The sequence below is a fragment of the Roseateles sp. P5_E1 genome (assembly GCF_054049335.1).
Map to the genome: position 1 here is coordinate 19,597 of NZ_JBFUMN010000029.1, position 23,726 is coordinate 43,322.

Below are 23,726 nucleotides of genomic sequence, written 5' to 3' on the forward strand. Positions count from 1 at the left end.
GCAATAAGTCCCTTCTCGGCGCCGTGTCCCCTCTTTCGGGGTGGCATGAAAACGTTGACGGCCGACTGATGCGGGTCAGGCCAAGGGAGCCCTGGCTGTGCACGATGCCCGCGTGAGCAGCGACGAAGCCACCGCACAGGAGATCAATCGCACGACCTGGAAGATGTGATCCATGTGTCCGAGGTTGCAGGGCGAAAGCAGGGTGCTGGCTATCATGGCCGCGCCGTAACTCGATGGAATGCCGCCATGACCGCCAGAACCGTTTACTTCGTCTCTGACGGCACCGGCATCACCGCCGAGACCTTCGGCAATTCCATCCTCGCGCAGTTCTCCATCAAGGCCCGCCATGTGCGCCGGCCCTTCGTCGATTCGGCCGACAAGGCGCACGCCGTCGTCGCCGAGATCAATGAAGTCGCCGTGCGCGAGGCCCAGCGGCCCATCGTCTTCGCGACGCTGGTGGACCGCGACGTGCTCAAGATCGTGCGCGAGCATTGCCAGGGCCGCGTCATGGACATGTTCGGCACCTTCATCGAGCCGCTGGAAGACGAGTTCGGCATCAAGAGCAACCACCGCGTGGGTCGCTTCTCAGACGTGGCCGAAAGCAAGGAATACCACGACCGCATCGAGGCCATCAACTTCTCGCTGGCCCACGACGACGGCCAGTCGGCGCGCAACCTCGACGTGGCTGACGTCATCCTCGTCGGCGTGTCGCGCTCGGGCAAGACGCCGACTTCGCTGTACCTGGCCATGCAGCATGGCATCAAGGCCGCCAACTACCCGCTGATCCCCGAGGACTTCGAGCGCCGCAAGCTGCCCGCACCGCTGCTGCCGCACAAGCGCAAGTGCTTCGGCCTGACCATCGACCCCGAGCGCCTCTCGTCCATCCGTAACGAGCGCCGTCCCGGCAGCAAATATGCCGACGTACTGAACTGCCGCTACGAGGTCAACGAGGCCGAGGCCATGATGAAACGCGACGGCATCTCCTGGCTGTCGTCCACGCACAAGTCCATCGAAGAGATCGCGACGACCATCCTGCGCGACATCCGCCCGGACAGGCTGATGTACTGATGCCGCTCCACGCGCTCGCACTGGTCCTCACCGCCGCCCTTCTCCACGCTGTCTGGAACCTCGCCGCCAAGAAGTGGGGCGGGGGCACGCATTTCGTCTTCAGCTGTGCGCTCGGTGTGGTGGTGCTGTGGCTGCCTGCTGTGCTCTGGGTCGGCCTGGATGAGCTGCCGCACTGGTCACTGCTGGCCTGGGGTTTTGTCGCCGCCAGCGCCGTGGTCCACCTGGGCTACTTCAACTGCCTCATCGCTGGCTACCGGGCCAGCGACCTCACCGTCGTCTACCCGGTCGCACGCGGCAGCGGCCCTTTCCTGTCGGCGCTTGCGGCCGTCGTGTTGCTGGGTGAGCACCTGGGCGTCTATGGCGCGCTGGGCCTGGCCGGCGTCGTCGGCGGCATCCTGCTGATCACCATGGGGCCGCGCCTGATCGGCCGCGGTGTGGACCACGATGCCGAGGCAGCCATGCGCCGCCGCCGCGGCGTCTATTGGGGCGCCGCCACCGGCACGCTGATCGCCGGCTACACGGTGCTGGACGGTTATGCCGTCAAGGTGCTGGCCGTGTCGCCGCTGATGCTGGACTACTTCGGCAATGTGCTGCGCGTGCCGCTGCAACTGCCGACGCTGCTGCGCAACCCGCAGAGCTTCTGGCCGGAGCTGCGCCGCTCATGGCGCGGCGTGCTTGCCGTCGCAGGCCTGGGGCCGCTGGCCTACATCCTGGTGCTGATGGCCATGCGCGAGGCGCCGCTGTCACGCGTAGCGCCAGCGCGCGAGGTGTCTATGCTGTTTGCGGCACTGCTGGGCGGGCAGTTGTTGGGCGAAGGCGAACGAGGCTGGCGTATCGCCGGCGCCGCGCTGATTGGGGTTGGAGTCATCGCGCTGGCCATTTGACGGTAGGAATGGCTGCATCGTGACACGCCGCGCCATGGCACCTCGCGACCACGTCAAACCTCTGCCAGTTGAGGCGCGCAAGGATAGGACGGGTGCGCCTCGACCTCGGGCCTGAAAGCGTCGTCAGGCGGAAGCGGGCGCCAGATGTTCAGAAAGGCCAGGTTGAGCATCGTCGTCAGCCCGACGTATGTAAAAACTGGATCGAAGCCTTCGGGACCCAGTGATTTGGCGCATTGCCAGGACCAGGCCTTCCAAACGGCCTTCCCTGCAGTTTTGGCAGGCAAACGAATACCGCGCACTTTCAGGTAGGCCATCCAATCCATATGCACGCCACCGGAAAGCGCTCTCTCACGCTCACGCTCATACAACAAGCGTTCGAAGCCCGCTCCGTACGACGCATTGACGCCTCGCTCGATGAGGGCGAGGCGCACAAAGTAGTGATCGTTCTTGGGCGTGAACCGCGAGGCCGGATGCAGGTGATCCACCTGCAGGTTGTGCGGGATGCCGTCATCGCCGATTCCGCCCCACTCGGACAGGAAAAGCCGGAAGGCCTTTCGATACCCGCGATATCGCGATCGCACCCACAACTCCGGTTGCATATTGGGCTTCCGAATCACGACGCAAGATGTCGGCTTGATGCCTGGAAGATGTGCAGCCGTCCAGCCATAGGACTCACAGTGCTCAAGCAGCCGTGTCCTCGTCGTGGCGATCAAGCAGGTGACGCTCCCGTCCCTGAAATCACCGGTCATTGAGTCGAGTTGGTGCCCGAGAAACAGGGACAGGCCTCGCATGAAGTCGCTTGTCTGTGCGCAGTCCAGTTTCACATCAACGACCCAGCACACCGCGATACACATCCGCATACCGTTGCGCGGCGGCGTTCCAGTCAAAGTGCTGTCGCATCGCCGCCAAGCGCACGCGACCCCAGCACTCTTGCCGGCTCCACAACGCAAAGGCACGGCGCAGCGCGCGACGGTAGGCGTCGGCCGTGAAGGCGTTGAAGACAAAGCCCGTGGCGGCGCCGGCATCGAGGTCTTCCAGCGTGCAGTCGACCACCGTGTCGGCCAGCCCACCGACGCGGTGCACCAACGGCAGCGTGCCATAGCTCAGGCCGTAGAGCTGGGTGAGACCACAAGGTTCGAAGCGGCTGGGCACCAGCATCACATCGCTGCCGGCATAGATGCGGTGTGCCAGCCCTTCATCCATGCCGATGCGGCGGGCGATTTGGCCCGGGTGCCTGGCGGCGGCTTCGCCAAACGCTGCTTCAAGGCGGGCGTCGCCGCTGCCAAGAATGACAAGCTGCCCACCCGCGTCGATCAGGTCGTTCAGCGCCTCGATCACCAGAGGCAGACCCTTCTGCTCGGTCAGGCGGCTGACTACGCCGAACAACGGCGCCTGCGCCTTCACATCCAGCCCACATTCGCGCTGCAGCGCGGCCTTGCAGACGGCCTTGTCTTCGGCGTTGTCGACGTCATAGGCTCGGGCGATGCTGCGGTCGTGGGCGGGCGACCACACGCCGTAGTCGACGCCATTCAGGATGCCGTGCAACACCTCGGCGCGATGGCGCAGCAGGCCGTCCAGACCACAGCCCTGCTCGGGCGTCTGGATCTCGCGTGCATAGCTCGGGCTGACCGTGGTGATCGCGTCCGCGAAATGCAGGCCGGCCTTCATGAAGCTGACCTGGCCATAGAACTCCACGCCCTCGACCGCGTAGTGTTGGGGTGGCAAGCCGAGATCGCAGAAATGGTCGGCCGGGAACAGGCCCTGGTAGGCCAGGTTGTGCACGGTAAAGACCGTCCGCGCCTCGGTGCGGCGGCGCGAGCGACTGGCGGCGATGTGGGCGCAGGCAAGGCCCGCGTGCCAGTCATGGGCGTGCACGATCTGCGGACGCCAGGCGGCATCCACGCCCTCGGCAAGACGGGCAGCCGCCAGGCCCAGCAGCGCGAAGCGACGGTGGTTGTCCGCGTATGCGACGCCGCTCTCATCCGCGTAAGGGTTGCCGGGCCGGTCGAAAAGACCAGGAGCGTCCAGCACGTAGACGGGCATGTCGAAGCCCGGCAGCCGCCCGCGCAGCAGCGCCGCCCTTCCTTCGCTCCATGGCAGTGCGACGGGAACGACGGCGCATTCCAAGGTCAACGAATCGCGGATGGCCGGGAACCCCGGCACCAGCAGCCGTGGCTCGGCACCCGCTGCAGCGAGCGCCGCGGGCAGCGCACCAGCCACGTCGGCCAGCCCGCCGGTCTTCAACAGCGGGAACAGCTCCGCGCTGACCTGTAAGACTCTGGTCACAGCCTGGCCAGCATCTGCTTGGTGATCAGCACGACGCCGCTTTCCGTGCGCTCGAAGCGTTCGGCATCCAGCACCGCGTCCTCGCCGACGACGAGGCCATCGGGGATCTCGCAACCGCGATCGACGATGACCTTGGTCAGCCGGCAATGCCGCCCGATCTCAACGCCGGGCAGCAGCACGCACTGGTGGATGTTGCAGAAGGAGCGGATGCGCACGTTGTTGAACAGCACCGACTGCACGACATGCGAGCCCGACACGATGCAGCCTGCGCTGACGATGGTGTTGACTGTCATGCCGTGCATGCCGTTGTGGTCGGGAATGAACTTGGCCGGAGGCAGCTGGCGCTGGTAGGTCCAGATCGGCCAGTCGGTGTCGTAGATGTCGAGCTCGGGGCTGATGGAGGCCAGGTCGAGGTTGGCGGCCCAGAAGGCGTCCAGCGTGCCGACGTCGCGCCAGTAGGGCGTGGCACCGTTGGGATTCATGATGCAGCTCATGCCGAAGGGGTGAGCCACGGCGCGGTTCTCGGTAACGACCTTGGGAATCACGTCCTTGCCAAAGTCATGGCTGGAGGTGGGGTCGGCCAGGTCTTCGGCCAGAAGCCGGTACAGGTAGTCGGCGTTGAAGATGTAGATGCCCATGCTGGCCAGGCAGACGCCATCGCGGCCCGGGATGCAGGGCGGGTCGGCGGGCTTTTCCTTGAAGGCCGTGATGCGGCGCTCGTCGTCCACGGCCATCACGCCGAAGGCACTCGCCTCGCCCTTGGGCACCTCGATGCAGCCAACGGTGCAACCCGCCCCTGTGGCGACATGATCCACCAGCATGCTGGAGTAGTCCATCTTGTAGATGTGGTCGCCCGCCAGCACGACGATGTAGTCGGCGCCGGTGCTCTGCACGATGTCCAGATTCTGGAATACCGCATCGGCCGTGCCGCGGTACCAGCTCTCATCGTCGGTGCGCTGCTGGGCCGGCATCAGGTCGACCGTCTCGTTGAGCTCGGCGCGCAGGAAGCTCCAGCCACGCTGGATGTGGCGCAGCAGCGAATGGCTTTTGTACTGCGTGACGACGCCGATGCGACGGATGCCGCTGTTGACACAGTTGCTCAGCGCGAAATCGATGATGCGGAACTTGCCGCCGAAGTAGACGGCCGGCTTGGCGCGCGAATCGGTCAACTGCTTGAGCCGCGAGCCGCGGCCACCGGCCAGGACGAGGGCGATGGCGCGGCGCGCGAGCTGGTGGGGCGAGGCGACGGGGGGCATTGACAGTCTCCGGCTGCAAACAATTGCAGTTTGCGGCAGGCAGTTTGCCGCCTCGCTGGGGGCTTCCCCTCAGACCGCCATATTTGCCCCTCCCTGTGCCGCGGCCTGGGCCAACGCGCGCTCGAAGGCGCTGCGGCTGGGTGTCTCGACAAAGACGCAGCGCTTGTTGTGGCGCTTGCAATGGTCCTTCACGCGCCAGTAGGCGTCATGGGTGATGCAACCCGTCTGGCAGATGACGAGATCGGCCGCGGCGAGCTGGGGCTCCAGCTGGGCTGGCTTGTGCTCGCTGCCGCCGTCATGGTGCAGGAACTGCGCGCCACAGCCTTCCACGGCCTGACGGTACTGGGGCACGCTGCCGCTGCGGCCACCGACGCAGAGCACGACCCGGTGCTCCAGCTTCACGGTCTCAACGCGGACCTCTTGTTCGACCCATGCGGCGGCGGGTTCGGCGGCATCCGCCACCGCCGGTGTGCGCGACGCGAGTCGGTTGACCTCGCGTTGCAGCGCCAGGTTGCGCTCCAACTGTTCGGCCAGGCGCTCGCGCAGGGCCTCGCGTTCGGGCAGATCGGGGCGCGCGGCCTGCCAATGCTGCAGTTGCCCCTGCGCCTGGGCGAGTTGGGTCTGCAGGCCGATCTGCGTGGCGCGGAACTGCATGCGCTCCTGCTCCCAGGCCTGCTGCTCGCGGGCGCGCTCCAGGCTCCAACCAGTCACGCGCTGCTGCACCTCGGCGTAATCGCGCGCCAGCGCCTGATGTTCGGCAGACAGCTCACGGTGGGCAGCCAAGTCCATGCGCTGCGCGGCGCCGACCTGGTGCTGCAGCATGTGCACCTGGCCCAGCACGCGCATCTCCAGCCATTCGTCGCACCGTGCGTGCATCAGCGTGGCCCACAGCGCGCCGGCAATTTCGCCCTGGACGGCGCGGTTGCGCCACCAGCTCATCAGGCTTTCGCGGCATTTGGCCTGGGCGGCGTTGCGCACGTCGAGCGCGAAGCGCTGCTCCAGATCCTTTTGCAACGACTCGGACACCGCGTTGCGGCGCGCGGCTGCAGTGACGAGGCTGCAATGCAGCGTGTAGTCGTCCTCGTCGCCCTGCAGCACCAGTAGCTTCCTGGCCAGGATGCGCACGCGTTCCAGCGGCAGGCAGACGCCGATGACGGGGCAGTGGGCATGGCTGCCCAGCTCCCACAGGCGGCGCCGGCGCGAGCCGGTGAGGGAGGGGAGCGCGGCATGCACAGCGCAGCAGGTGTCGGCCATTCGGAAGTCTCCAGGGGAGAAGCGCGGGCGGGCGACGGCTGGCTGGCGCGATATGACGAGCGAGGGCTATTTGGTCAGGATCAACTTGCCCTGGGACGTGATGCGCAGGCGGTAGACCTGCTGTTGATGCACGATGAAGACTTCGCCCTTGGGGCCGAGCAACGTGGCGCTGTCGATCTGGCGGGCCTGGCCTCTGCCCAGGATCACAGCCCCCGGCTGTGCCGCAGGCTTTGGCGGATAGGATTCAGTGAGCATCAAGTCACTGTAATGAGAATCATTCTCGATTGCAAGCGGCAATCAAGGGGTCAGCCCAGTGGCTCCCGGCACAACGCAAAGCTTCCGCGCGTTCTCAGCCCTTCTGCCGTTCGCTCTCGTACAAGCAGATCGCCGCCGCCGCCGCCACATTGAGCGACTCCTCGCCGCCTGGCTGCGGGATGCCCACGGTCAGCGCGCAGCGGGCCATCAGCTCGGGCGACACGCCCTGGCCTTCGTGGCCCATGACCCAAGCACAAGGCGAGGGCAAGGCGACGCGATGCAGCACATGCTCGGTGTGCGAACTGGTCGCGATCATGGGCACATGCAGCGCCGCGAGGTCATCGGCCGCCAGGCCTTCAACGAGGCGCAGGCCGAAATGGGCGCCCTGCCCTGCGCGCACGACCTTGGGCGACCACAGCGCCGCAGTGCCTTTGAGGGCCAGCACCTGGCGCACGCCAAAGGCCGCCGCACTGCGCAGGATGGCGCCGACGTTGCCGGCGTCCTGCAGGCGGTCAAGCACGACGCTGGCGGCGTTGGCATCGATCTCCGGTGAAGCCGGCAGTGTCAACTCGGCACCGATTTGCGCTGGTGACTCCAGGCCGCTCAGGCCCTTGAACAGCGCCATCGGCACGACGAGAGTGCGCGGTGCCGATTCGGCCAGCGCGCTCAAGGCCGTGTCCTGCATCGCGCCTTCGGTCAGCACGACGAGCGCCGGTTTCCACCCGCGTTGCAAGGCTGCACGCAGCAGATGGTCACCTTCGATCCAGACGCTGCCGATCTTGCGGTAGCCGCCGGCGTCCGCCGTCAGCTTGCGCAGCCGCACCAGCGCCGGGTTGTCGCGCGAAGTGACGTGGTCGATCTTCATGCCAGCGGATTGATCGTCACGTCAATGCAGACCTCGCGGACCGGCGCGAAGCTGCGACGGTGCCAGGGGCTGGCGCCATGCTGCTTCAGCGCGGCGAGGTGCTCCGGCGTGCCATAGCCCTTGTGCGCGGCAAAGCCGTATTGCGGATGGCTTGCGTGCATCTGCTCGCAAAAGAGGTCCCGCGCCACCTTGGCGAGGATGCTTGCAGCGGAGATGGCCTGCACGGTGGCGTCGCCCTGCACGATGGCCTCTGCCGGCACGGCCAGCACCGGCAGCCGATTGCCGTCGATGCGAACGAGCGCTGGCTTGAGCCGCAGGCCCGTCACCGCGCGCTGCATCGCCAGCATCGTGGCCTGCAGGATGTTGATGCGGTCGATCTCTTCGTGCGTCGCATGCGCGATGCAGCAGCACAGCGCCTTGGCACGGATCTCGTCGTACAGCCGCGCGCGCTTGGCCGGTGTCAGCACCTTGGAGTCGGCCAGGCCCTTGATGGGCTGCAGGTCGTCGAGGATGACGGCCGCCGCGAACACCGGGCCCGCGAGCGGCCCGCGTCCGGCCTCGTCCACGCCGGCGACGAGGCCGGGCGGTGTCCAGTCGAGGGACACCTGTTCAGGCTTGGATGAGCGTCGCGATGGCATCGCTGGCACGCTGCGCGGTGTCTTGCCGCAGCAGCTCGTGAAGTTGGACAAAGCGCTCGTGCAGGGCAGCACGGCGCGCTGCATCGGCAAGCAGGCCTTCCGCCTCCCGCGCCAGGTTGTCGGGCGTGCAGGCGTCCTGGATCAGCTCGGGTACCAGGAACTCGCGCGCCAGGATGTTGGGCAGGCCTACCCAGGGCTGCAGGCCGCGGCCCTTCATGCGCCACCAGTTCAGCGCGTTCATGCGGTAGCCGATGACCATGGGGCGCTTGAACAGGGCCGCCTCCAGCGTGGCGGTGCCGCTGGCCAGCAGCGTCAGGTCGCAGGCCGCCAGCGCCGCGTGGGACTGGCCGTCGACAAGCAGGATGTCGGCGCCCTGGATCAGCGGCTCGACCAGGCTGCGCAGCCCCGGCACGATGGGCATGACAAAGCGGCGGCCCGGCCGGGCCAGCAGCTTCGCCGCATCGATCAGCGCTGGCGCGATGTAGTTGATTTCGCTCTTGCGGCTGCCGGGCAGCAGCGCAATGACGGTGTCGGCGGCGGCCAGGCCCAGTGCCTCACGCGCTGCGGCGCGCGGGGGCTCCATCGGAATCGCATCCGCCAAAGGATGGCCCACGTAGGTGGCACCGATGCCCGCCTTGTGCAGGATCTCTGGCTCAAACGGGAAAAGGCACAGCACATGATCGGCCGCGGCCTTGATCTTCACGACCCGTTCGGGCCGCCAGGCCCAGATGGACGGGCAGACGAAATGGACGGTCTTGATGCCCGCCTCGCGCAGCCGCGTCTCGAGGCCGAAATTGAAGTCGGGCGCGTCCACGCCGATGAAGACATCGGGCCGGTTCGAGATGAGGCGCGTGCCGAGCTGCTTGCGGATGGACAGCAGCTCGTGGATGTTCAGCAGCGCGTCGACATAGCCAAAGATGGACAACTTGCTGTGCGGCCACCAGGTCTCGAAGCCCTGGGCGATCATCTTCGGGCCGCCAATGCCCTGCGCTGTCAGCGCCGGCCAGCGGGCACGCAGGCCCTGCAGCAGCAGGCCGGCCAGCAGATCACCGCTGGCCTCGCCGGCCACCATGCCGAGGCGGGGCGCGGTCTGCATTGGGCTACCGAACAATGCCGCGCGTGGAGGCGGCGAGGAAGTTCAGCATCAGGTCGATGTCACCATCTGCCGCGCCGGCTTCCGTGCCACGCAGCGCTGCAATGCCGGCCTTGGCCTCATCCAGCGTGTGGCCGCTGCGGTAGAGCAGCTTGTAGATCTGGCGGATGACGCCGATGCGCTCGCTGCTGAAGTCGCGCCGCTTCAGGCCGACGATGTTGACCGCACGCGCCGCGAGCGGGTTGCCGTCCACCGTCATGAAGGGCGGCACGTCTTGGGCCACATGGGCCTGGAAGCCGATCATGGCGTGGTCGCCGATGCGCATGCGCTGCAGCACGCCGGTCAGGCCGCCAATGGTGACCCAGTCGCCCACCTGTACATGGCCCGCAAGCGTGGCGTTATTGGCCAGCACGCACTCGTCGCCGATGACAACGTCATGGGCCAGGTGGCAGTAGGCCATGATCCAGTTGTCGTTGCCGACCGTCGTCTCGCCGCGGTCCTGCACGGTGCCGATGTTCAGCGTGCAGAATTCGCGCACCGTGTTGCGGTCGCCGATGACCAGCTTCGTCGGCTCGCCCGCGTACTTCTTGTCCTGGTTGGCAGCACCGATGGAGCTGAACTGGAAGAAGGTGTTGTCGCGGCCGATGGTCGTGTGGCCTTCGATGACGACATGCGGGCCGACCTTGGTGCCGGCGCCGATCTTCACGTGCGGGCCGATCAGCGTGTAGGCGCCGACCTCGACCGACGAGTCCAACTCGGCGGCCGGGTCGACGATGGCGGTCGGGTGGATGCTCATCAGTCTTGGATACGACGCATCGTGCACATCAGCTCGGCCTCGGCGGCCAGCTGCCCGCCCACCAGAGCACGGGCATTGAACTTGTAGATGCCGGCCTTGGCGCGGCCCAGCGTCACTTCCAGCACCAGTTGGTCGCCTGGCTCCACCGGGCGCTTGAAGCGGGCGCCGTCGATACCGGCGAAGTAGACGACCGACTTCTCGTCCAGCACGATGCCCACGGTCTCGATGGCCAGCAGCGTCGCGGCCTGGGCCAGCGCTTCCAGCACCAACACGCCCGGCATGACCGGGCGGTGCGGGAAGTGTCCGAGGAAGAAGGGCTCGTTGATCGAGACGTTCTTGATGGCGCGGATGCGCTCGCCCTTGATCAGCTCGACGACGCGGTCCACCAGCAGGATGGGGTAGCGGTGCGGTAGGCGCTTGAGGATTTCGTGGATGTCCATCGTCGTCGGGACGATGGCCTGAGTCTGGGTCGAGGTCTGGGTCGGTTCGTTCATTTATTTCTTCTCCAGCGCGCGCACGCGCTCGCGCAGGGTGCTGAGCTGTCGCAAGGTGGCCGCGTTCTTCTGCCAGCTCGAATTCTCTTCGAAGGGATAGGGGCCGCTGTAGACGCCCGGCTCGGTGATGCTGCGGGTGACGGTGGTGGCGGCGGAGATGTGCACGCCGTCGACGATGGTCAGGTGGCCGATGATGTTGGCCGCACCGCCGATGGTGCAGTTGGCACCGATCTTTGTCGAGCCGGCAACGGCCGAACAGCCGGCCATGGCCGTGTTGCGACCGATGTGCACGTTGTGGGCGATCTGGATCAGGTTGTCGAGCTTGACGCCGTCTTCGATGACGGTGTCGGCCAGCGCGCCGCGGTCGATGCAGGTGTTGGCGCCGATCTCGACGTCATCGCCGATGGCGACATTGCCGAGCTGCTCGATCTTCACGTAGCCGCTCTTGCTGGGCGCGAAGCCGAAACCGTCGGCGCCGATGACCACGCCGCCGTGCACGAGGCCACGCACGCCGATCCGGCAGCCATAGCCCAGCACGACGCGCGGCGCCATCCGTGTGTGCGCGCCCACGACCGCCTCGCGCTCGACGACGCAGTGAGCGCCGATGCGGGCGTGGTCGCCGATGACCGCACCAGCCTCGATGACGGCCAGCGGACCGATCTCGACGCCCTGCCCCAGCTTTGCATCGGGTGACACCACGGCGCTGGCGTGCACGCCGGCCTTCGGGGCCGGGCGCGTGCGCGCTGCCCACCACTGCGTCAGCCGCGCAAAGTACTGATAGGGATCGGGCGTAACGATGGCCGCGCCACGCGCTGACGCCACCTCGGCAAAAGCCGGCGCAACGATGACGCAGGCGGCCGCCGTGGTGGCCAGCTGGGCCTGGTAACGCGGGTTGGCGAGGAAGCTGATGCTCGTGTCGTCAGCCTCGTCAAGCGGCGCGATACGCGTGATGCGCATGTCGGGCCCACCAAGCAAATCGCCGCCCAAGGCGGCGATCAACTCGGAGAGCGCGACGGTCGTCGAGCTCATGGAACTGGCGACTTACTTCTGCGCGTTCAGCGCGTCGATCACCTTCTTGGTGATGTCGACACGCGCGCTGAAGTGGATCGCGTCCTGCAGGATGAGGTCGTACTTCTCGGCATCGAAGATCTGCTTGATGACCTTGTTGGCGCGCTCGACCACGGCCGACAGCTCCTCGTTCTTGCGTTGGGTCAGGTCTTCCTGCCACTCGCGGCGCTTGCGCTGCAAGTCACGCTCCTGCTCGACGATGTCGCGCTGGCGGCGGTTGCGCTCAGCTTCGGACAGCGTGGGCGCGTCCTTTTCCAGCTTCTCGGCAGCGCCGCGCAGCTTGGTCTCCAGATCGCGCAGGTCTTTCTCGCGCTTGCCAAACTCAGTCTCCAGCTTGACCTGGGCTGCCTTGGCCAAGTTGGCCTCGCGCAGCACGCGCTCGCTGTTGACGTAGCCGATCTTCAGTTCCTGGGCTTGCACCACCGTGGTGGCCACCATCATCGATGCGGCCAGGGCCATCGATTGCAAGAGCTTGCTCATCATCAGAATGCAGTCCCGATCTGGAATTGGAATTTTTCGATTCTATCCGTCCGCGCCTTGCGAACGGGCTTGCCGTAACTCAGCCGCAGCGGGCCCATCGGCGAAATCCAGGACAGGCCGATACCGGCGGACATGCGCAGCATGTCGCGGCCCTCATTGTCCTTGCCGTTGGTCAGCGTGTTCCAGTTGAGCTTGGCGTCCGGCCCCCAGACACCACCGAGGTCGGCGAAGCCGAAGATGCGGAAGCTCTTGTCGTTGCCGCTGCCGGGCACCGGCAGGTAGAGCTCGGCATTGGTGTTGAAGCGCCGGTTGCCGCCGATGTAGGAGCCGGTCGGGTCCACAGGGCCCAGCGAGCCGGCCTCGAAGACGCGCACGGAGCCCAGGCCACCGCCGTAGAAGTTCTTGAAGATGGGATAGGGCTTGCCGCCCAGGCCCACGCCCCAACCCAGTTCGCTGTTGATGCCCAGCGTGATCTTGTTCGTGACCTCGAAATACTGCTGGTACTGCAGGTTGATACGCGCGAACCGGGCGTCGCCGATGGCGCTGGTCTCGACGTTGACGCGCTGGTACTTGCCCTTGAGCGGAGAGATGACGCTGTCGCGGCTGTCACGCTGCCAGCCGATGGTGAATGGGATGGAATTGCTGCGCTGGCCGAACTGGTTGACGAACAGCAGATAGCTGTTGGGCAGACCCTTGGACGTCGTGATGTCGGTCTGCTCGTAGCCAAGGCCAAAGAAGACGGTGTCGATTTCCGAGAAGGGCACGCCAAAGCGGATGGCACCGCCCTTGGTGACGTACTGGTATTCCTCGCCCAGCGTGTTGATAGGGCGCGTGGTCCGATAGAACACATCGAGCGAGCGCGACACACCGTCGACCGTGAAGTAGGGGTCGACCGTGCTGACCTGCACCTGGCGGCCCGTGCGGGCGGTGGCCAAGTCGATGCCGAGGTAGTTGCCCGAGCCGAACACGTTGTCCTGGCGGATGGAGCCGGTGAAGGACAGCTTGGTCTGGCTGGAGTAGCCCGCACCGACCGTGATGGCGCCGGTGGGGCGCTCGACGACGGTCAGGATGACGTCGACCTGATCCTGGGCGCCCGGCACCTCCTGGGTGTCGATGCTGACTTCCTTGTCCTTGAAGTAACCCAGGCGCTCGACGCGATCACGCGAGGACTTGATCTTCTGGCCGTCGTACCAGGCCGCCTCGAACTGGCGGAATTCGCGGCGGATGACTTCGTCACGGGTGCGCGAGTTGCCGGAGATGATGACCTTGCGCACGTAGACGCGGCGCTGCGGCTCGGCGACGAAGGTGACGACGACCTGGCCGGTCTCGCGGTTGATGTCGGGGCGGCTGTCGACGCGGGCGAAGGCATAGCCATAGGTGCCGAACAGGTCGCTGAAGGCGCGCGTGGTGTTGGCCACCGCTTCGCCCTGGTAGGCCTGGCCGGGCTTGAGGAAGACGAGGTGCTTGAAGTCCTCCTCGCGGCCCAGGTAATCACCCTCGAGCTTGACGCCCGTGACGGTGTAGGGCTGGCCTTCGCTGACCGTGATGGCGATGCTGATGCTCTGCTTGTCCGGCGAGATCGTCACCTGCGTGGAGGTGACGGCGAACTCCAGGTAGCCGCGGTTCAGGTAATAGCTGCGGATGGTTTCCAGGTCCGCGTTCAGCTTGGCGCGCGAATAGCGGTCGGTCTTGGTGTACCAGGTCAGCCAGCCGGTGGTGGTCTGCTCGAGCAGGCCCATCAACGTGCTTTCGGAGAACACCTTGGAACCCAGAATCCGGATCTCGGCGATCTTGGCCGGCTCGCCCTCCGTCACGTTGAAGCTGACGTTGACGCGGTTGCGCTCGATGGGCGTGATCGTCGTCGTGACCTCGGCACCGTAGAGGCTGCGCGTGAGGTACTGGCGCTTGAGCTCCTGCTCGGCACGGTCGGCCAAGGCCTTGTCGAAGGGCTTGCCTTCGCCGATGCCGACGTCCTTCAGCGACTTGGTCAGCGCCTCGGTATCGAACTCCTTCAGGCCGACGAAGTTGACGTTGGCGATGATGGGCCGCTCGTCGATGATGACGACGACGGCATTGCCGTCGATGCTGATGCGCACGTCCTTGAACAGGCCCGTGGCGAACAGGGCACGCAGCGCGGCAGCGCCTTTTTCATCGTTGTAGGTGTCGCCGATGCGAAAGGGCAGCGACGCGAACACGGTGCCCGGGTCGGTCCGTTGCAGGCCTTCGACGCGGATGTCCTTCAGCACGAAGGGATCTGCCGCCCAGGCTAGCCCCGACTGGAACATCCCCGTGACAGCCAAAGCCAGCAAGCCGAGGCGGAAGGGGCGACGCTTCGCTCCCGAACTGAAAGGAAAGGACATGGGAACCGGGGAGTGTCAGTGCCAGCCCGCGAGGCGGGCGACGTCGTTGGAAAGGGCCAAGGCCATCATCAGCATCAGGATCAGCGCGCCAGCGCGCTGCAGTTGCCGTTGCCACCATTCGGAGACGGGGCGGCCACTCAAACCCTCGAAAAGATGATACATGAGGTGCCCGCCGTCGAGCATCGGCAGCGGCAGCAGGTTCAGAATCGCCAGGCCGAGCGAGATCTGCGCAAGCCGTTCCAGGTAGTAACTGGGCCCGGCCTTGGCGGCATCGCCGATCGCCTCGGCCATGGTGAGCGGCCCGCTGAGCAGCTTCAACGAGGCCTGGCCGGTCAGCATGCGGCCCAGCATCCGGACGGTGGTGACCGCCATGTCCCAGCTCTGCGTCACGCCCTGCCACAGGCCGTCGACCAACCCGTAGCTGATGCTCACGCGCTCCAGCGACGACCCCACGCCAATGCCCAGCCGCGCCACGCGCTGGCCCGCCTCCTGCACCAGGCGCGGCGTCGTTGCCAATTCCAGCACCTGGCCGGCTCGCTCGATCCGCCATTGCATGGTGCGCGGCGTGTCGCCATCGCGCGCCAGGCGGATGGCATCGCGCAGGAAGGCAGCGTCGGGCACGGCACGGCCATCGATGGTCAGCACACGATCGCCTGCCATCAGGCCGTCCGCGGCTCCCGCGCCGCCGTCAGCCACGCGGCTGATCACCGGCTGCGAAAACGGCGTCAGGCCGATGTCCGCAATCAGCTGCGCATCCGGCGCGCGGCCTACCAGGCGCTCGGTCTCGAGGCGCACGCTGCGCGGCGAACGGCCATGGGCGTCACTGACCGACAGGTGCAGGCTTTCGCCCAGCACCTGGGCGCGCAGCATCGCCGCCTGCAGGTCGGGCAGTGACCGGACGGGCTGCCACTCTCCTTCCGTGTCGGAGGCAGCCAGCACGGTGTCACCCGCACGCAGACCAGCTCGCTCCGCCAAGGAGCCGCTGGTCGGGGTACCGAGCAAGGCCTTGGGCTGGTCGATGCCCATCCAGGCCACCACGGCGAACAGCACGATCGCCAGCAGCCAGTTGGTCAACGGCCCGGCCGCAATGATGGCGGCGCGCTGGCGCAGCGGGCGCTGATTGAAGGCCTGCTCGCGCTCGTGCGGCGCTACGGGCGCGTTGCGCTCGTCCAGCATCAGCACATACCCGCCCAGCGGGATGGCGCTGAGCGCGAACTCGGTGCCGCCGCGGCCGATACGACGCCAAAGCACCGGGCCGAAACCGATCGAGAAACGCAGCACCTTGACCCCACACGCCCGGGCCACGCGGTAGTGGCCCCATTCATGGATGGGGATCAGCACCGCCAGCGCCAGCAGGATGCCCAACGTCATCGTCACAGCAGGCTCCTGGCATGCTCTCGGGTGCGGGCGTCCAGCGCCAGCAGCGCTTCGATGCTGGCGCAATCGTCCGGCTGGATGTCGGCCAGACACTGCGAGTTGATCGCGTGGATCCGGTCAAAGCGCAGAAGGCCGTTCAGGAAGGCATCCACCGCCACTTCATTGGCCGCATTCAGCACCGTGGTGCTGCCTTCCGGCGCGCGCAGGGCCTGCCAGGACAGGTGCAAGCCGGGGAAGCGCACGGCGTCGGCCTCCTCGAAGGTGAGGTTGGGCGTCGTCAGCAAGTCCAGGCGGCTGGCACCAGACGTGATGCGCTCGGGGAAGGACAGGCCGTAGGCGATGGGCACGCGCATGTCGGGCGTGCCGAGCTGGGCCAGCACCGACTGGTCACGGCAGACCACCATCGAATGGATGATGCTCTGCGGGTGAATCAGCACTTTGATCTGTTCGGGCGTGAGGTTGAACAGCCAGCGCGCCTCGATGACCTCCAGCGCCTTGTTCATCATCGTCGCCGAGTCGACCGAGATCTTGCGGCCCATGACCCAGTTGGGATGGGCGCAGGCCTGAGCCGGCGTCACATCGGCCAACGTCTTCGGGTCGCGGCTGCGGAAGGGGCCACCGGAGGCTGTCAGCACGATGTGGTCGACGCGTTCGTGCCAGGCCGCGCGGTCCTCAGGCAGGCACTGGAAGATGGCCGAGTGCTCGCTGTCGATGGGCAGCAGCGTGGCTCCGCCCTCTTCCACCGCCTGCATGAAGAGGGCCCCGCCGACGACGATGGCCTCCTTGTTGGCCAGCAGCAGGCGCTTGCCGGCGCGCGCCGCGGCGATGGCCGGTGCCAGGCCGGCGGCGCCGACGATGGCAGCCATGACGGTATCAACTTCGGGATGGGCGGCAATGTCGGCCAGCGCCTGAGCGCCGTCCAGCACCTCGGTACGGCTGCCGGCTTCACGCAGCCGCTCGCGCAGGCGGCCAGCAGCGTCCCGCTCGGGCATGACGGCGAAACGCGGCTTCCACACCAGGCATTGGGCGAGCAACTCGTCAACTCGGCTCATCGCGCTCAACGCAACGACTTCATAGCGCTCTGGGTGGCGTGAGAGGACATCCAGCGTGTTGACGCCGATGGAGCCGGTCGAGCCGAGGACGCAGACGCGTTGGCGACGGTTCATAAGCTGATCAAGGCAAGCGCCAAGGGAAACACGGGCAGCAGCGCGTCGATGCGATCCAGCACGCCGCCGTGACCGGGCAGCAGGTTGCTGCTGTCCTTTGCGCCAGTGGCGCGCTTGACGAGGGATTCGAACAGATCGCCGACGACACTCATCGCGCCGAGGAAGACCAGAGCCAGCAACGACACCCAGCCATGGCGCTGGACCAGCAGCGTGTAGAGACTGGGCGAATCCACGGCCAGTTTCACGTCGATGACATGCACCCAGATGAAGCCGAGCAGGATGACACCAGCCAAGCCGCCCCAGACGCCTTCCCAACTCTTGCCCGGGCTGATGGCCGGCGCGAGCTTGCGCTTGCCGAAGGCGCGACCGCAGAAATAGGCGGCGATATCGGCCATCCATACGAGGCAAAACACCGACAGGATGAAGTTGATGCCATGCACTTTGGCCTGCACGATGGCCAGCCAGGCACCCCACAGCAGCACGGCGCCCAGGGCCAGCCGCGCGCCGCGCGCGATGCGCGGCCAGCCGCTCGGGCCGGCGCGCAAGGCATAGGCGCCGCCCAGCACCCACAGGAGGCTGGCCAGCGACCAGATCCAGGCCGGCGGCGCGTTCAGGCCACCGAGCAGCAGCGTCCATACGCAGGCCAGCGCCAGCGCCACACCGCCCGCGATCGCACCGGTGCCGGGCAGGCCGTTGAGCCGCGTCCATTCCCAGCCGGCCGCGCCCATCATGACGACCGTGACCCAGGCAAAGGGCCAGGGCGAAGCCTGGAAGAGCACCGGCAGCAGGACGGCCAGCAGCACGACGGCGGTGATGACGCGGGTCTTAAGCATTACGCCTCCTTCAAGGCATTGCCGAGGCGACTGCCGTGGATCCGGCTTTGCTGGGCCACTGGCAGTGCCCCCTTGAGGGGGCCGGCGAAGCCGGTACGGGGTGGGCTCATACCACCTCTTTGACACCGCCGAAGCGGCGATCGCGTTCGTGGAAGGCCGCAATGGCCGCGTCCAGTTCACGCTCGCCGAACTCGGGCCACAGGCAGTCCGAGAACACGAATTCGGTATACGCCGCCTGCCAGAGCAGGAAGTTGCTGATGCGCACCTCGCCACCGGTGCGGATGAAGAGGTCGGGGTCGGGTGCATAGCTCATGGCCATGAACTCCGACAGCTTGGCTTCGGTCAGCTCGTCAGGCTTCACACCCGCCTTGATCGCGGCCTTGCAGGCCTGCACGATGTCCCAGCGGCCGCCGTAATTGAAGGCGACATTGAGCGTCAGCTTGGTGTTGTGCAGGGTGCTGGTCTCGGCCTCGTTCCAGGCGTTGCGCAGCTTGTCAGACACGGCGTCACGGTCGCCGACGATGCGGATGCGCACGCCCATCGCACCCATCTTGGCCAGGTAGCGGCTCACCGCAGCCAGCACCAGGCCCATCAGGCCCGAGACCTCGTCGCTCGGACGCTTCCAGTTCTCGCTGGAGAAGGCGAAGACGGTGACGTATTCGATATCGCGGTCGATGCAGGCCTGGACGACCTTGACGAGGCTGTCCACGCCGGCCTTGTGGCCGAAGAAGCGCGGCAGGAAGCGCTTCTTGGCCCAGCGGCCATTGCCATCCATGACGATGGCCACATGGCGCGGCGGCGCCGGGCGGTCTTGCGCCATGAGCACGGCGCTCAAACCGCCAGGATCTCGGCTTCCTTGCCCGAGATCAGCTTGTCGATCTCCGAGATCACCCGGTCGGTGAGCTTTTGCACTTCATCGAGGCTGCGACGCTCGTCGTCCTCGCCGATTTCCTTGTCCTTGAGCATCTTCTTGGCATGCTCGTTGGCGTCACGGCGCAGGTTGCGAACAGCCACCTTGGCGTCCTCGCCGGCGTTGCGCACGACCTTGGTCAGGTCACGGCGGCGCTCTTCGGTCAGCGGCGGCATCGGCACGCGGATCAGGTCGCCCTGGGACGCCGGGTTCAGGCCCAGATCGCTCTCGCGGATGGCCTTCTCGATCTTGGCGCCCATGCCCTTTTCCCAGGGTTGGACGGAAATGGTGCGCGCGTCCAGCAACGTCACGTTGGCCACCTGCGAGATCGGCACCATGGCGCCGTAGTAGTCGACGCTGACCTGGTCGAGGATGCCGGGGTGGGCACGGCCAGTGCGGATCTTGTGCAGGTCGTTCTTCAGGGATTCGACCGACTTGGCCATCTTGGCCTCGGCGTTCTTCTTGATGTCGGCAATGCTCATGATCGATACCTATGAATTTGCGGGACAGACCGCCCGAGCGTCAGCAAGCAGCTCTGCCCCCAACTGACTAAGGTTTTAGACGTGCACCAACGTGCCTTCGTCCTCGCCCTGCACCACGCGACGCAGTGCGCCGGGCTTGAAGATGCTGAAAACCTTGATCGGCAGCTTCTGGTCGCGGCACAGCGCAAAGGCGGCGCCGTCCATGACCTGCAGATTGCGCGTGATGACCTCGTCGAAGCTGATGCGCGCATAGCGCGTGGCGGTCGGGTCCTTCTTCGGGTCGGCCGAGTAGACGCCGTCGACCTTGGTGGCCTTCAGCACGATCTCGGCGCCGATTTCGGCGCCACGCAGCGCCGCAGCCGTGTCGGTTGTGAAGAAGGGGTTGCCGGTACCGGCAGCGAAGACGACGATCTTGCCCTCTTCGAGGTATTGCAGCGCCTTCGGGCGCACATAGGGCTCGACGACCTGCTCAATGGCGATGGCCGACATCACGCGGGCAGTCATGCCCTCCTGGCGCATCGTGTCGGCCAGGGCCAGCGAGTTCATGACCGTGGCGAGCATGCCCATGTAGTCGGCGGTGGCGCGGTCCATGCCGACCGAGCCGCCAGCCACGCCGCGGAAGATGTTGCCGCCGCCGATGACGACGGCCACCTCGATGCCCATCTGCGTCACTTCGCGGATTTCCTGCACCATGCGAACGATGGTCGCGCGATTAATGCCATAGGCGTCGTCGCCCATCAGGGCTTCGCCGGAGAGTTTGAGCAGAATGCGCTTGTACGCGGGCATGGTGTCCTCAGGTTTGGGGGGCCTATGGTGGGCCGCAAGTTTAAAGGGCGCCAACTTGGCGCCCCTTCATTTCGTACGATTTCGCAAGCGTCTTTACTGACCCTTAGCAGCTGCCACCTGGGCAGCCACTTCGGCCGCGAAGTCGTCGACCTTCTTCTCGATGCCTTCGCCAACGACGTAGAGCGTGAAGCCCTTGACCGTGGTGTTGGCCGACTTCAGGTAGGCCGCCACGGTCTGCTTGCCGTCGGCAGCCTTCACAAAGACCTGGTCCAGCAGGCTGACTTCCTTCAGGAACTTCTGCACCGAGCCTTCGACCATCTTGGCGACGATGTCGGCCGGCTTGCCGGATTCGGCAGCCTTCTCCGTGGCAATGCGGCGCTCCTTATCGACCAGGTCGGCCGAGACTTCGGCGCTGGACAGCGCTGCCGGCTTCATGGCGGCCACGTGCATGGCAACGTCCTTGGCGGCGACGTCGTCACCCTCGAACTCGACCATCACGCCAATGCGGGTGCCGTGCAGGTAGGACGCCAGCTTGGTGCCGCTGTAGCGCCGGAAACGGCGGATCGACATGTTCTCGCCGATCTTGCCGATCAGGCCCTTGCGCACGTCTTCCACCGTCGGGCCGAAACCTTCCTGGGACAGCGGCAGCGCCGACAGCGCAGCCACATCAGCCGGGTTGGCTTCAGCAACCAGGCCGGCCAGCGCGTTCACGAAGGCCAGGAAAGCGTCGTTCTTCGAGACGAAGTCGGTCTCGCAGTTGACTTCGATCAGCGCACCATTGCCACCGACCACGGCCGAGGCGACGATGCCTTCGGCGGTGATGCGCGAGGCAGCCTTGCCGGCCTTGTTGCCGAGCTTGACGCGCAGGATCTCTTCAGCGCGGGCCAGGTCGCCTTCGGCTTCAGTCAGCGCCTTCTTGCACTCCATCATCGGGGCGTCGGTGCGGGCACGCAGTTCGCCCACCATGCTTGCGGTGATAGCAGCCATTTCTCTTCTCCAGATTTCGGTTGGCAAAAGGGGCCTCGCGGCCCCTTTCAAATGCAGGGCGGAAGGGCTTTAAGCCTCTTCGGAGACCTCGACGAACTCGTCGCCGGCGGGAGCAACCGCAGCCAGCACTTCGTTCGTGGCGTTGGCCTTGCCTTCGAGCACGGCGTCAGCAACGGCGCGGGCGTACAGCGCCACAGCCTTGGCCGAGTCGTCGTTGCCGGGGATGACGTAGTCGATGCCGATGGGCGAGTGGTTGGTGTCCACCACGCCGATGACGGGAATGCCGAGCTTCTTGGCTTCGGCAACGGCAATCTTGTGATAGCCGACGTCGATGACGAAGATGGCGTCGGGCAGTGCGGTCATGTCCTGGATGCCGCCGATGTTCTTCTCGAGCTTGGCGATGTCGCGTTGGAACATCAGCGCTTCCTTCTTGATCGCGGGCTGGGTGCCGGCGTCAATCTGGGCCTGCATGTCCTTCAGGTTCTTCAGCGAGGTCTTGACCGTCTTGAAGTTGGTCATCATGCCGCCGAGCCAACGCGAGTCGACGTAGGGCATGCCGGCGCGCTGGGCTTCCAGGGCGACGACTTCACGGGCCTGGCGCTTGGTGCCGACCATCAGGATGGTGCCGCGCTTGGCAGCCAGCGAGCGGACGAACTTCATCGCGTCGTTGAACGCAGGCAGCGTCTTCTCGAGGTTGATGATGTGAATCTTGTTGCGATGGCCGTAGATATACGGGGCCATCTTGGGATTCCAGAAGCGGGTTTGGTGGCCGAAATGGACGCCGGCTTCCAGCATCTCGCGCATCGTGACAGACATGGGTCTTACTCCGAAGGTTGTGTCTAAAATCCGGCCCGAATTGCGTTGCAGCATCTGGAAACGCTTGTTTCTCAAGCGAAATCCAGGCCGCAAACTACAACACCTTTGAGTGGCCGGTTTGCGATTTGTTGCGACGGTGGCGACCGAGAAGTTCAGCCACAACACCCTCACAACCGTTCTGCCGAGTCTTGCAACGCCTAAAACAGCGCAGCACCCCCGGCAAAACCCGCAGAGTATACACAAACCCATGGCCTTTCCCAGCCGACGCCGCTTTGCAGCGGCCGCAAGCTTGCCCGTCAGGGCGTCCCTCCGGGTGTGCGCTTGACCCGCCGCGTCGCGGTGGTTGGTGCCGGCCTGGCCGGTGTGACGACGGCCTACGAACTGGCCGCCTTGGGGCTCCAGGTGCAGGTCTTCGAGCGCGGAGGTAGCGTCGCCGAGCAGGCCAGCTTCGCCAGCAACGCCCTGCTCTCGCCCTTTACACCCAACTTGGCAGACACCACGTCACCGGCACCTCTGGCCTTTCGACTTCGTCGTTGGCGCGCGGGGCGCAGCACGGGTGACGCAGCAGGCCAACTCGTTGCGCTGAGCCAACTGGGTCTGGCCCGTGCCGTTGACCTGCGCCGCGCGCTGGGCTTGGACGATGAAGCGACCGATGGCCTTCTCGTCGCGCTGACTGACGCCAAGCGCGTCGCAACCGCCCAGGCCCGACTGGAGGGTTGGAAGGCCCTGGGCCTGCAGGTCGAGCTCATCGAGGCGGGCGAGGCTCGGCTGCGCGAACCCGGCCTGAACGCTGACGCCCCGCTGGCCGCGGCGCTGGCCTTCGCCCGCGGCGGTGCCGGCAATCCGCGCCTCTTCGCCCAGCAACTGCGCCTGCAAGCCCAGCGCCTGGGCGCAGGGTTTCGCTTCCACACCACCGTGCGCGCCATCGCCGCCGACGGCACCGGCCTGATGCTGCGCCACGAATACACACCGCCGCTGGAGGCGCCGATCCGCGGCACCGAGCGCGACGCTGGAGACACCCTGCCGCAGCTGCCCGGCGCTCAGGACGAACGCTTCGACGCTGTGGTGTTGTGCAACGGCCTGGACGCCGCCACGTTGTCGGGCCAACGCCTGCCCCTGGCGGCGCAGCACGAAGCCTCGGTCACGGCACCGCTGCGGCTGCTCGAAGCCCATCCCGACCTGGGCCCCAAGGCTGGCTGGATCGACCCGACGCTGGGCCTGGCCATTGCCCGCACCGGCCAGCGCGTACGCGTGACCGGCGGCCTCACCGTCGCCGGCGCCCGAACCCGAGTGACCCCGGACTTCGAAGCCCTGCACCGCGGCCTGCAACACTGGTTCCCTGGCTCGGTGCTGCACAGCCAAGTGCAGCAGAGCCAGAGCCGCCGCGCGCTGCCGGCCGATGGCCTGCCCGTGCTTGGCAGCGGCGGTCGCGCGGGCTTGTGGCTCAACATCTCGCCAGGCGGACTGGGCTGGGGCCTGGCCTGTGGCAGCGCCCAGATCCTGGCCCAGCAGATCGCCGGGCTGGCACCCGCGCTGGACATCGCCGCACTCGGGCCGCAACGACTGCTCTAA

General features: G+C 66.2%; 24 protein-coding genes. 3 read left to right on the plus strand and 21 right to left on the minus strand.

Annotation, left to right across the window (positions count from 1 at the left end):
• Window positions 1–246: 246 nt before the first annotated feature.
• A complete protein-coding gene (ppsR, locus tag ACXJKJ_RS19620) occupies window positions 247–1,068 on the plus strand; it encodes a posphoenolpyruvate synthetase regulatory kinase/phosphorylase PpsR (protein ID WP_056198103.1) in 822 nt (273 codons plus the stop codon).
• Entirely contained in the window at window positions 1,068–1,952 is an 885-nt protein-coding gene (locus tag ACXJKJ_RS19625) for an EamA family transporter (protein WP_457391758.1), read from the plus strand. The genes ppsR and ACXJKJ_RS19625 overlap by 1 nt, the downstream gene beginning before the upstream one ends.
• A 53-nt stretch (window positions 1,953–2,005) precedes the next feature.
• Here ACXJKJ_RS19625 and ACXJKJ_RS19630 read toward each other — a convergent pair whose 3' ends face one another.
• The 21 genes from ACXJKJ_RS19630 to rpsB form a co-directional block, all read right to left on the minus strand.
• The gene (locus tag ACXJKJ_RS19630; protein WP_457391760.1) at window positions 2,006–2,701 is read right to left on the minus strand and encodes a hypothetical protein; all 696 of its coding nucleotides are present in this window, start codon (window positions 2,699–2,701) and stop codon (window positions 2,006–2,008) included.
• 76 nt (window positions 2,702–2,777) lie between these two features.
• Complete coding sequence (gene glgA, locus ACXJKJ_RS19635; protein WP_457391762.1) at window positions 2,778–4,238, minus strand: glycogen synthase GlgA; 1,461 nt, start codon at window positions 4,236–4,238, stop codon at window positions 2,778–2,780.
• Window positions 4,235–5,494, minus strand: coding sequence for a glucose-1-phosphate adenylyltransferase (glgC, locus tag ACXJKJ_RS19640; RefSeq protein WP_457391764.1), 1,260 nt, complete (start codon window positions 5,492–5,494; stop codon window positions 4,235–4,237). Before glgC ends, glgA begins: the two co-directional genes overlap by 4 nt.
• A 69-nt stretch (window positions 5,495–5,563) precedes the next feature.
• Entirely contained in the window at window positions 5,564–6,748 is a 1,185-nt protein-coding gene (locus ACXJKJ_RS19645) for a DUF2325 domain-containing protein (protein WP_457391765.1), read from the minus strand.
• 66 nt (window positions 6,749–6,814) lie between these two features.
• Window positions 6,815–6,955 carry a hemin uptake protein HemP gene (hemP, locus tag ACXJKJ_RS19650; protein ID WP_457349715.1) on the minus strand — a complete coding sequence of 47 codons (141 nt, stop codon included), beginning with the start codon at window positions 6,953–6,955 and terminating at the stop codon, window positions 6,815–6,817.
• 142 nt (window positions 6,956–7,097) lie between these two features.
• A complete protein-coding gene (locus ACXJKJ_RS19655; RefSeq protein WP_457349713.1) occupies window positions 7,098–7,868 on the minus strand; it encodes a TrmH family RNA methyltransferase in 771 nt (256 codons plus the stop codon).
• Window positions 7,865–8,506 carry a ribonuclease HII gene (gene rnhB, locus ACXJKJ_RS19660; RefSeq protein WP_457349712.1) on the minus strand — a complete coding sequence of 214 codons (642 nt, stop codon included), beginning with the start codon at window positions 8,504–8,506 and terminating at the stop codon, window positions 7,865–7,867. The genes ACXJKJ_RS19655 and rnhB overlap by 4 nt, the downstream gene beginning before the upstream one ends.
• Complete coding sequence (lpxB, locus tag ACXJKJ_RS19665) at window positions 8,478–9,602, minus strand: lipid-A-disaccharide synthase (protein WP_457349710.1); 1,125 nt, start codon at window positions 9,600–9,602, stop codon at window positions 8,478–8,480. Before lpxB ends, rnhB begins: the two co-directional genes overlap by 29 nt.
• A gap of 4 nt (window positions 9,603–9,606) precedes the next feature.
• Complete coding sequence (lpxA, locus tag ACXJKJ_RS19670) at window positions 9,607–10,395, minus strand: acyl-ACP--UDP-N-acetylglucosamine O-acyltransferase (RefSeq protein WP_457349708.1); 789 nt, start codon at window positions 10,393–10,395, stop codon at window positions 9,607–9,609.
• Window positions 10,395–10,889: a 3-hydroxyacyl-ACP dehydratase FabZ gene (fabZ, locus tag ACXJKJ_RS19675; protein WP_457349706.1), complete on the minus strand. Its 495-nt coding sequence runs from the start codon at window positions 10,887–10,889 to the stop codon at window positions 10,395–10,397. Before fabZ ends, lpxA begins: the two co-directional genes overlap by 1 nt.
• Window positions 10,890–11,918: a UDP-3-O-(3-hydroxymyristoyl)glucosamine N-acyltransferase gene (gene lpxD / locus ACXJKJ_RS19680; RefSeq protein WP_457349704.1), complete on the minus strand. Its 1,029-nt coding sequence runs from the start codon at window positions 11,916–11,918 to the stop codon at window positions 10,890–10,892.
• Window positions 11,919–11,930: 12 nt separating this feature from the next.
• Window positions 11,931–12,437 (minus strand): OmpH family outer membrane protein, encoded by a 507-nt coding sequence (locus ACXJKJ_RS19685; RefSeq protein ID WP_394326333.1) that lies wholly within the window; start codon window positions 12,435–12,437, stop codon window positions 11,931–11,933.
• A gap of 2 nt (window positions 12,438–12,439) precedes the next feature.
• Window positions 12,440–14,797 (minus strand): outer membrane protein assembly factor BamA, encoded by a 2,358-nt coding sequence (gene bamA, locus ACXJKJ_RS19690; protein WP_056198129.1) that lies wholly within the window; start codon window positions 14,795–14,797, stop codon window positions 12,440–12,442.
• Window positions 14,798–14,812: 15 nt separating this feature from the next.
• Window positions 14,813–16,168, minus strand: coding sequence for an RIP metalloprotease RseP (gene rseP, locus ACXJKJ_RS19695; protein WP_457322945.1), 1,356 nt, complete (start codon window positions 16,166–16,168; stop codon window positions 14,813–14,815).
• Window positions 16,169–16,170: 2 nt separating this feature from the next.
• Window positions 16,171–17,340 (minus strand): 1-deoxy-D-xylulose-5-phosphate reductoisomerase, encoded by a 1,170-nt coding sequence (gene ispC, locus ACXJKJ_RS19700; RefSeq protein WP_457391767.1) that lies wholly within the window; start codon window positions 17,338–17,340, stop codon window positions 16,171–16,173.
• On the minus strand, window positions 17,337–18,173 hold the full coding sequence (locus ACXJKJ_RS19705) for a phosphatidate cytidylyltransferase (RefSeq protein ID WP_457391768.1): 837 nt from the start codon (window positions 18,171–18,173) through the stop codon (window positions 17,337–17,339). Before ACXJKJ_RS19705 ends, ispC begins: the two co-directional genes overlap by 4 nt.
• Before the next feature lie 106 nt (window positions 18,174–18,279).
• Window positions 18,280–18,993, minus strand: coding sequence for a polyprenyl diphosphate synthase (gene uppS / locus ACXJKJ_RS19710; RefSeq protein ID WP_056198138.1), 714 nt, complete (start codon window positions 18,991–18,993; stop codon window positions 18,280–18,282).
• Between the two features lie 11 nt (window positions 18,994–19,004).
• Window positions 19,005–19,565, minus strand: coding sequence for a ribosome recycling factor (gene frr / locus ACXJKJ_RS19715; protein WP_056198140.1), 561 nt, complete (start codon window positions 19,563–19,565; stop codon window positions 19,005–19,007).
• Between the two features lie 75 nt (window positions 19,566–19,640).
• Window positions 19,641–20,351 carry a UMP kinase gene (gene pyrH, locus ACXJKJ_RS19720; RefSeq protein ID WP_056198141.1) on the minus strand — a complete coding sequence of 237 codons (711 nt, stop codon included), beginning with the start codon at window positions 20,349–20,351 and terminating at the stop codon, window positions 19,641–19,643.
• Between the two features lie 93 nt (window positions 20,352–20,444).
• Window positions 20,445–21,338 (minus strand): translation elongation factor Ts, encoded by an 894-nt coding sequence (gene tsf / locus ACXJKJ_RS19725; RefSeq protein ID WP_056198143.1) that lies wholly within the window; start codon window positions 21,336–21,338, stop codon window positions 20,445–20,447.
• 69 nt (window positions 21,339–21,407) lie between these two features.
• Window positions 21,408–22,154: a 30S ribosomal protein S2 gene (rpsB, locus tag ACXJKJ_RS19730; RefSeq protein ID WP_056198145.1), complete on the minus strand. Its 747-nt coding sequence runs from the start codon at window positions 22,152–22,154 to the stop codon at window positions 21,408–21,410.
• Between the two features lie 321 nt (window positions 22,155–22,475).
• On the opposite strand from rpsB, the gene ACXJKJ_RS19735 reads away from it, so the two are divergent.
• Complete coding sequence (locus ACXJKJ_RS19735) at window positions 22,476–23,726, plus strand: NAD(P)/FAD-dependent oxidoreductase (RefSeq protein WP_457391769.1); 1,251 nt, start codon at window positions 22,476–22,478, stop codon at window positions 23,724–23,726.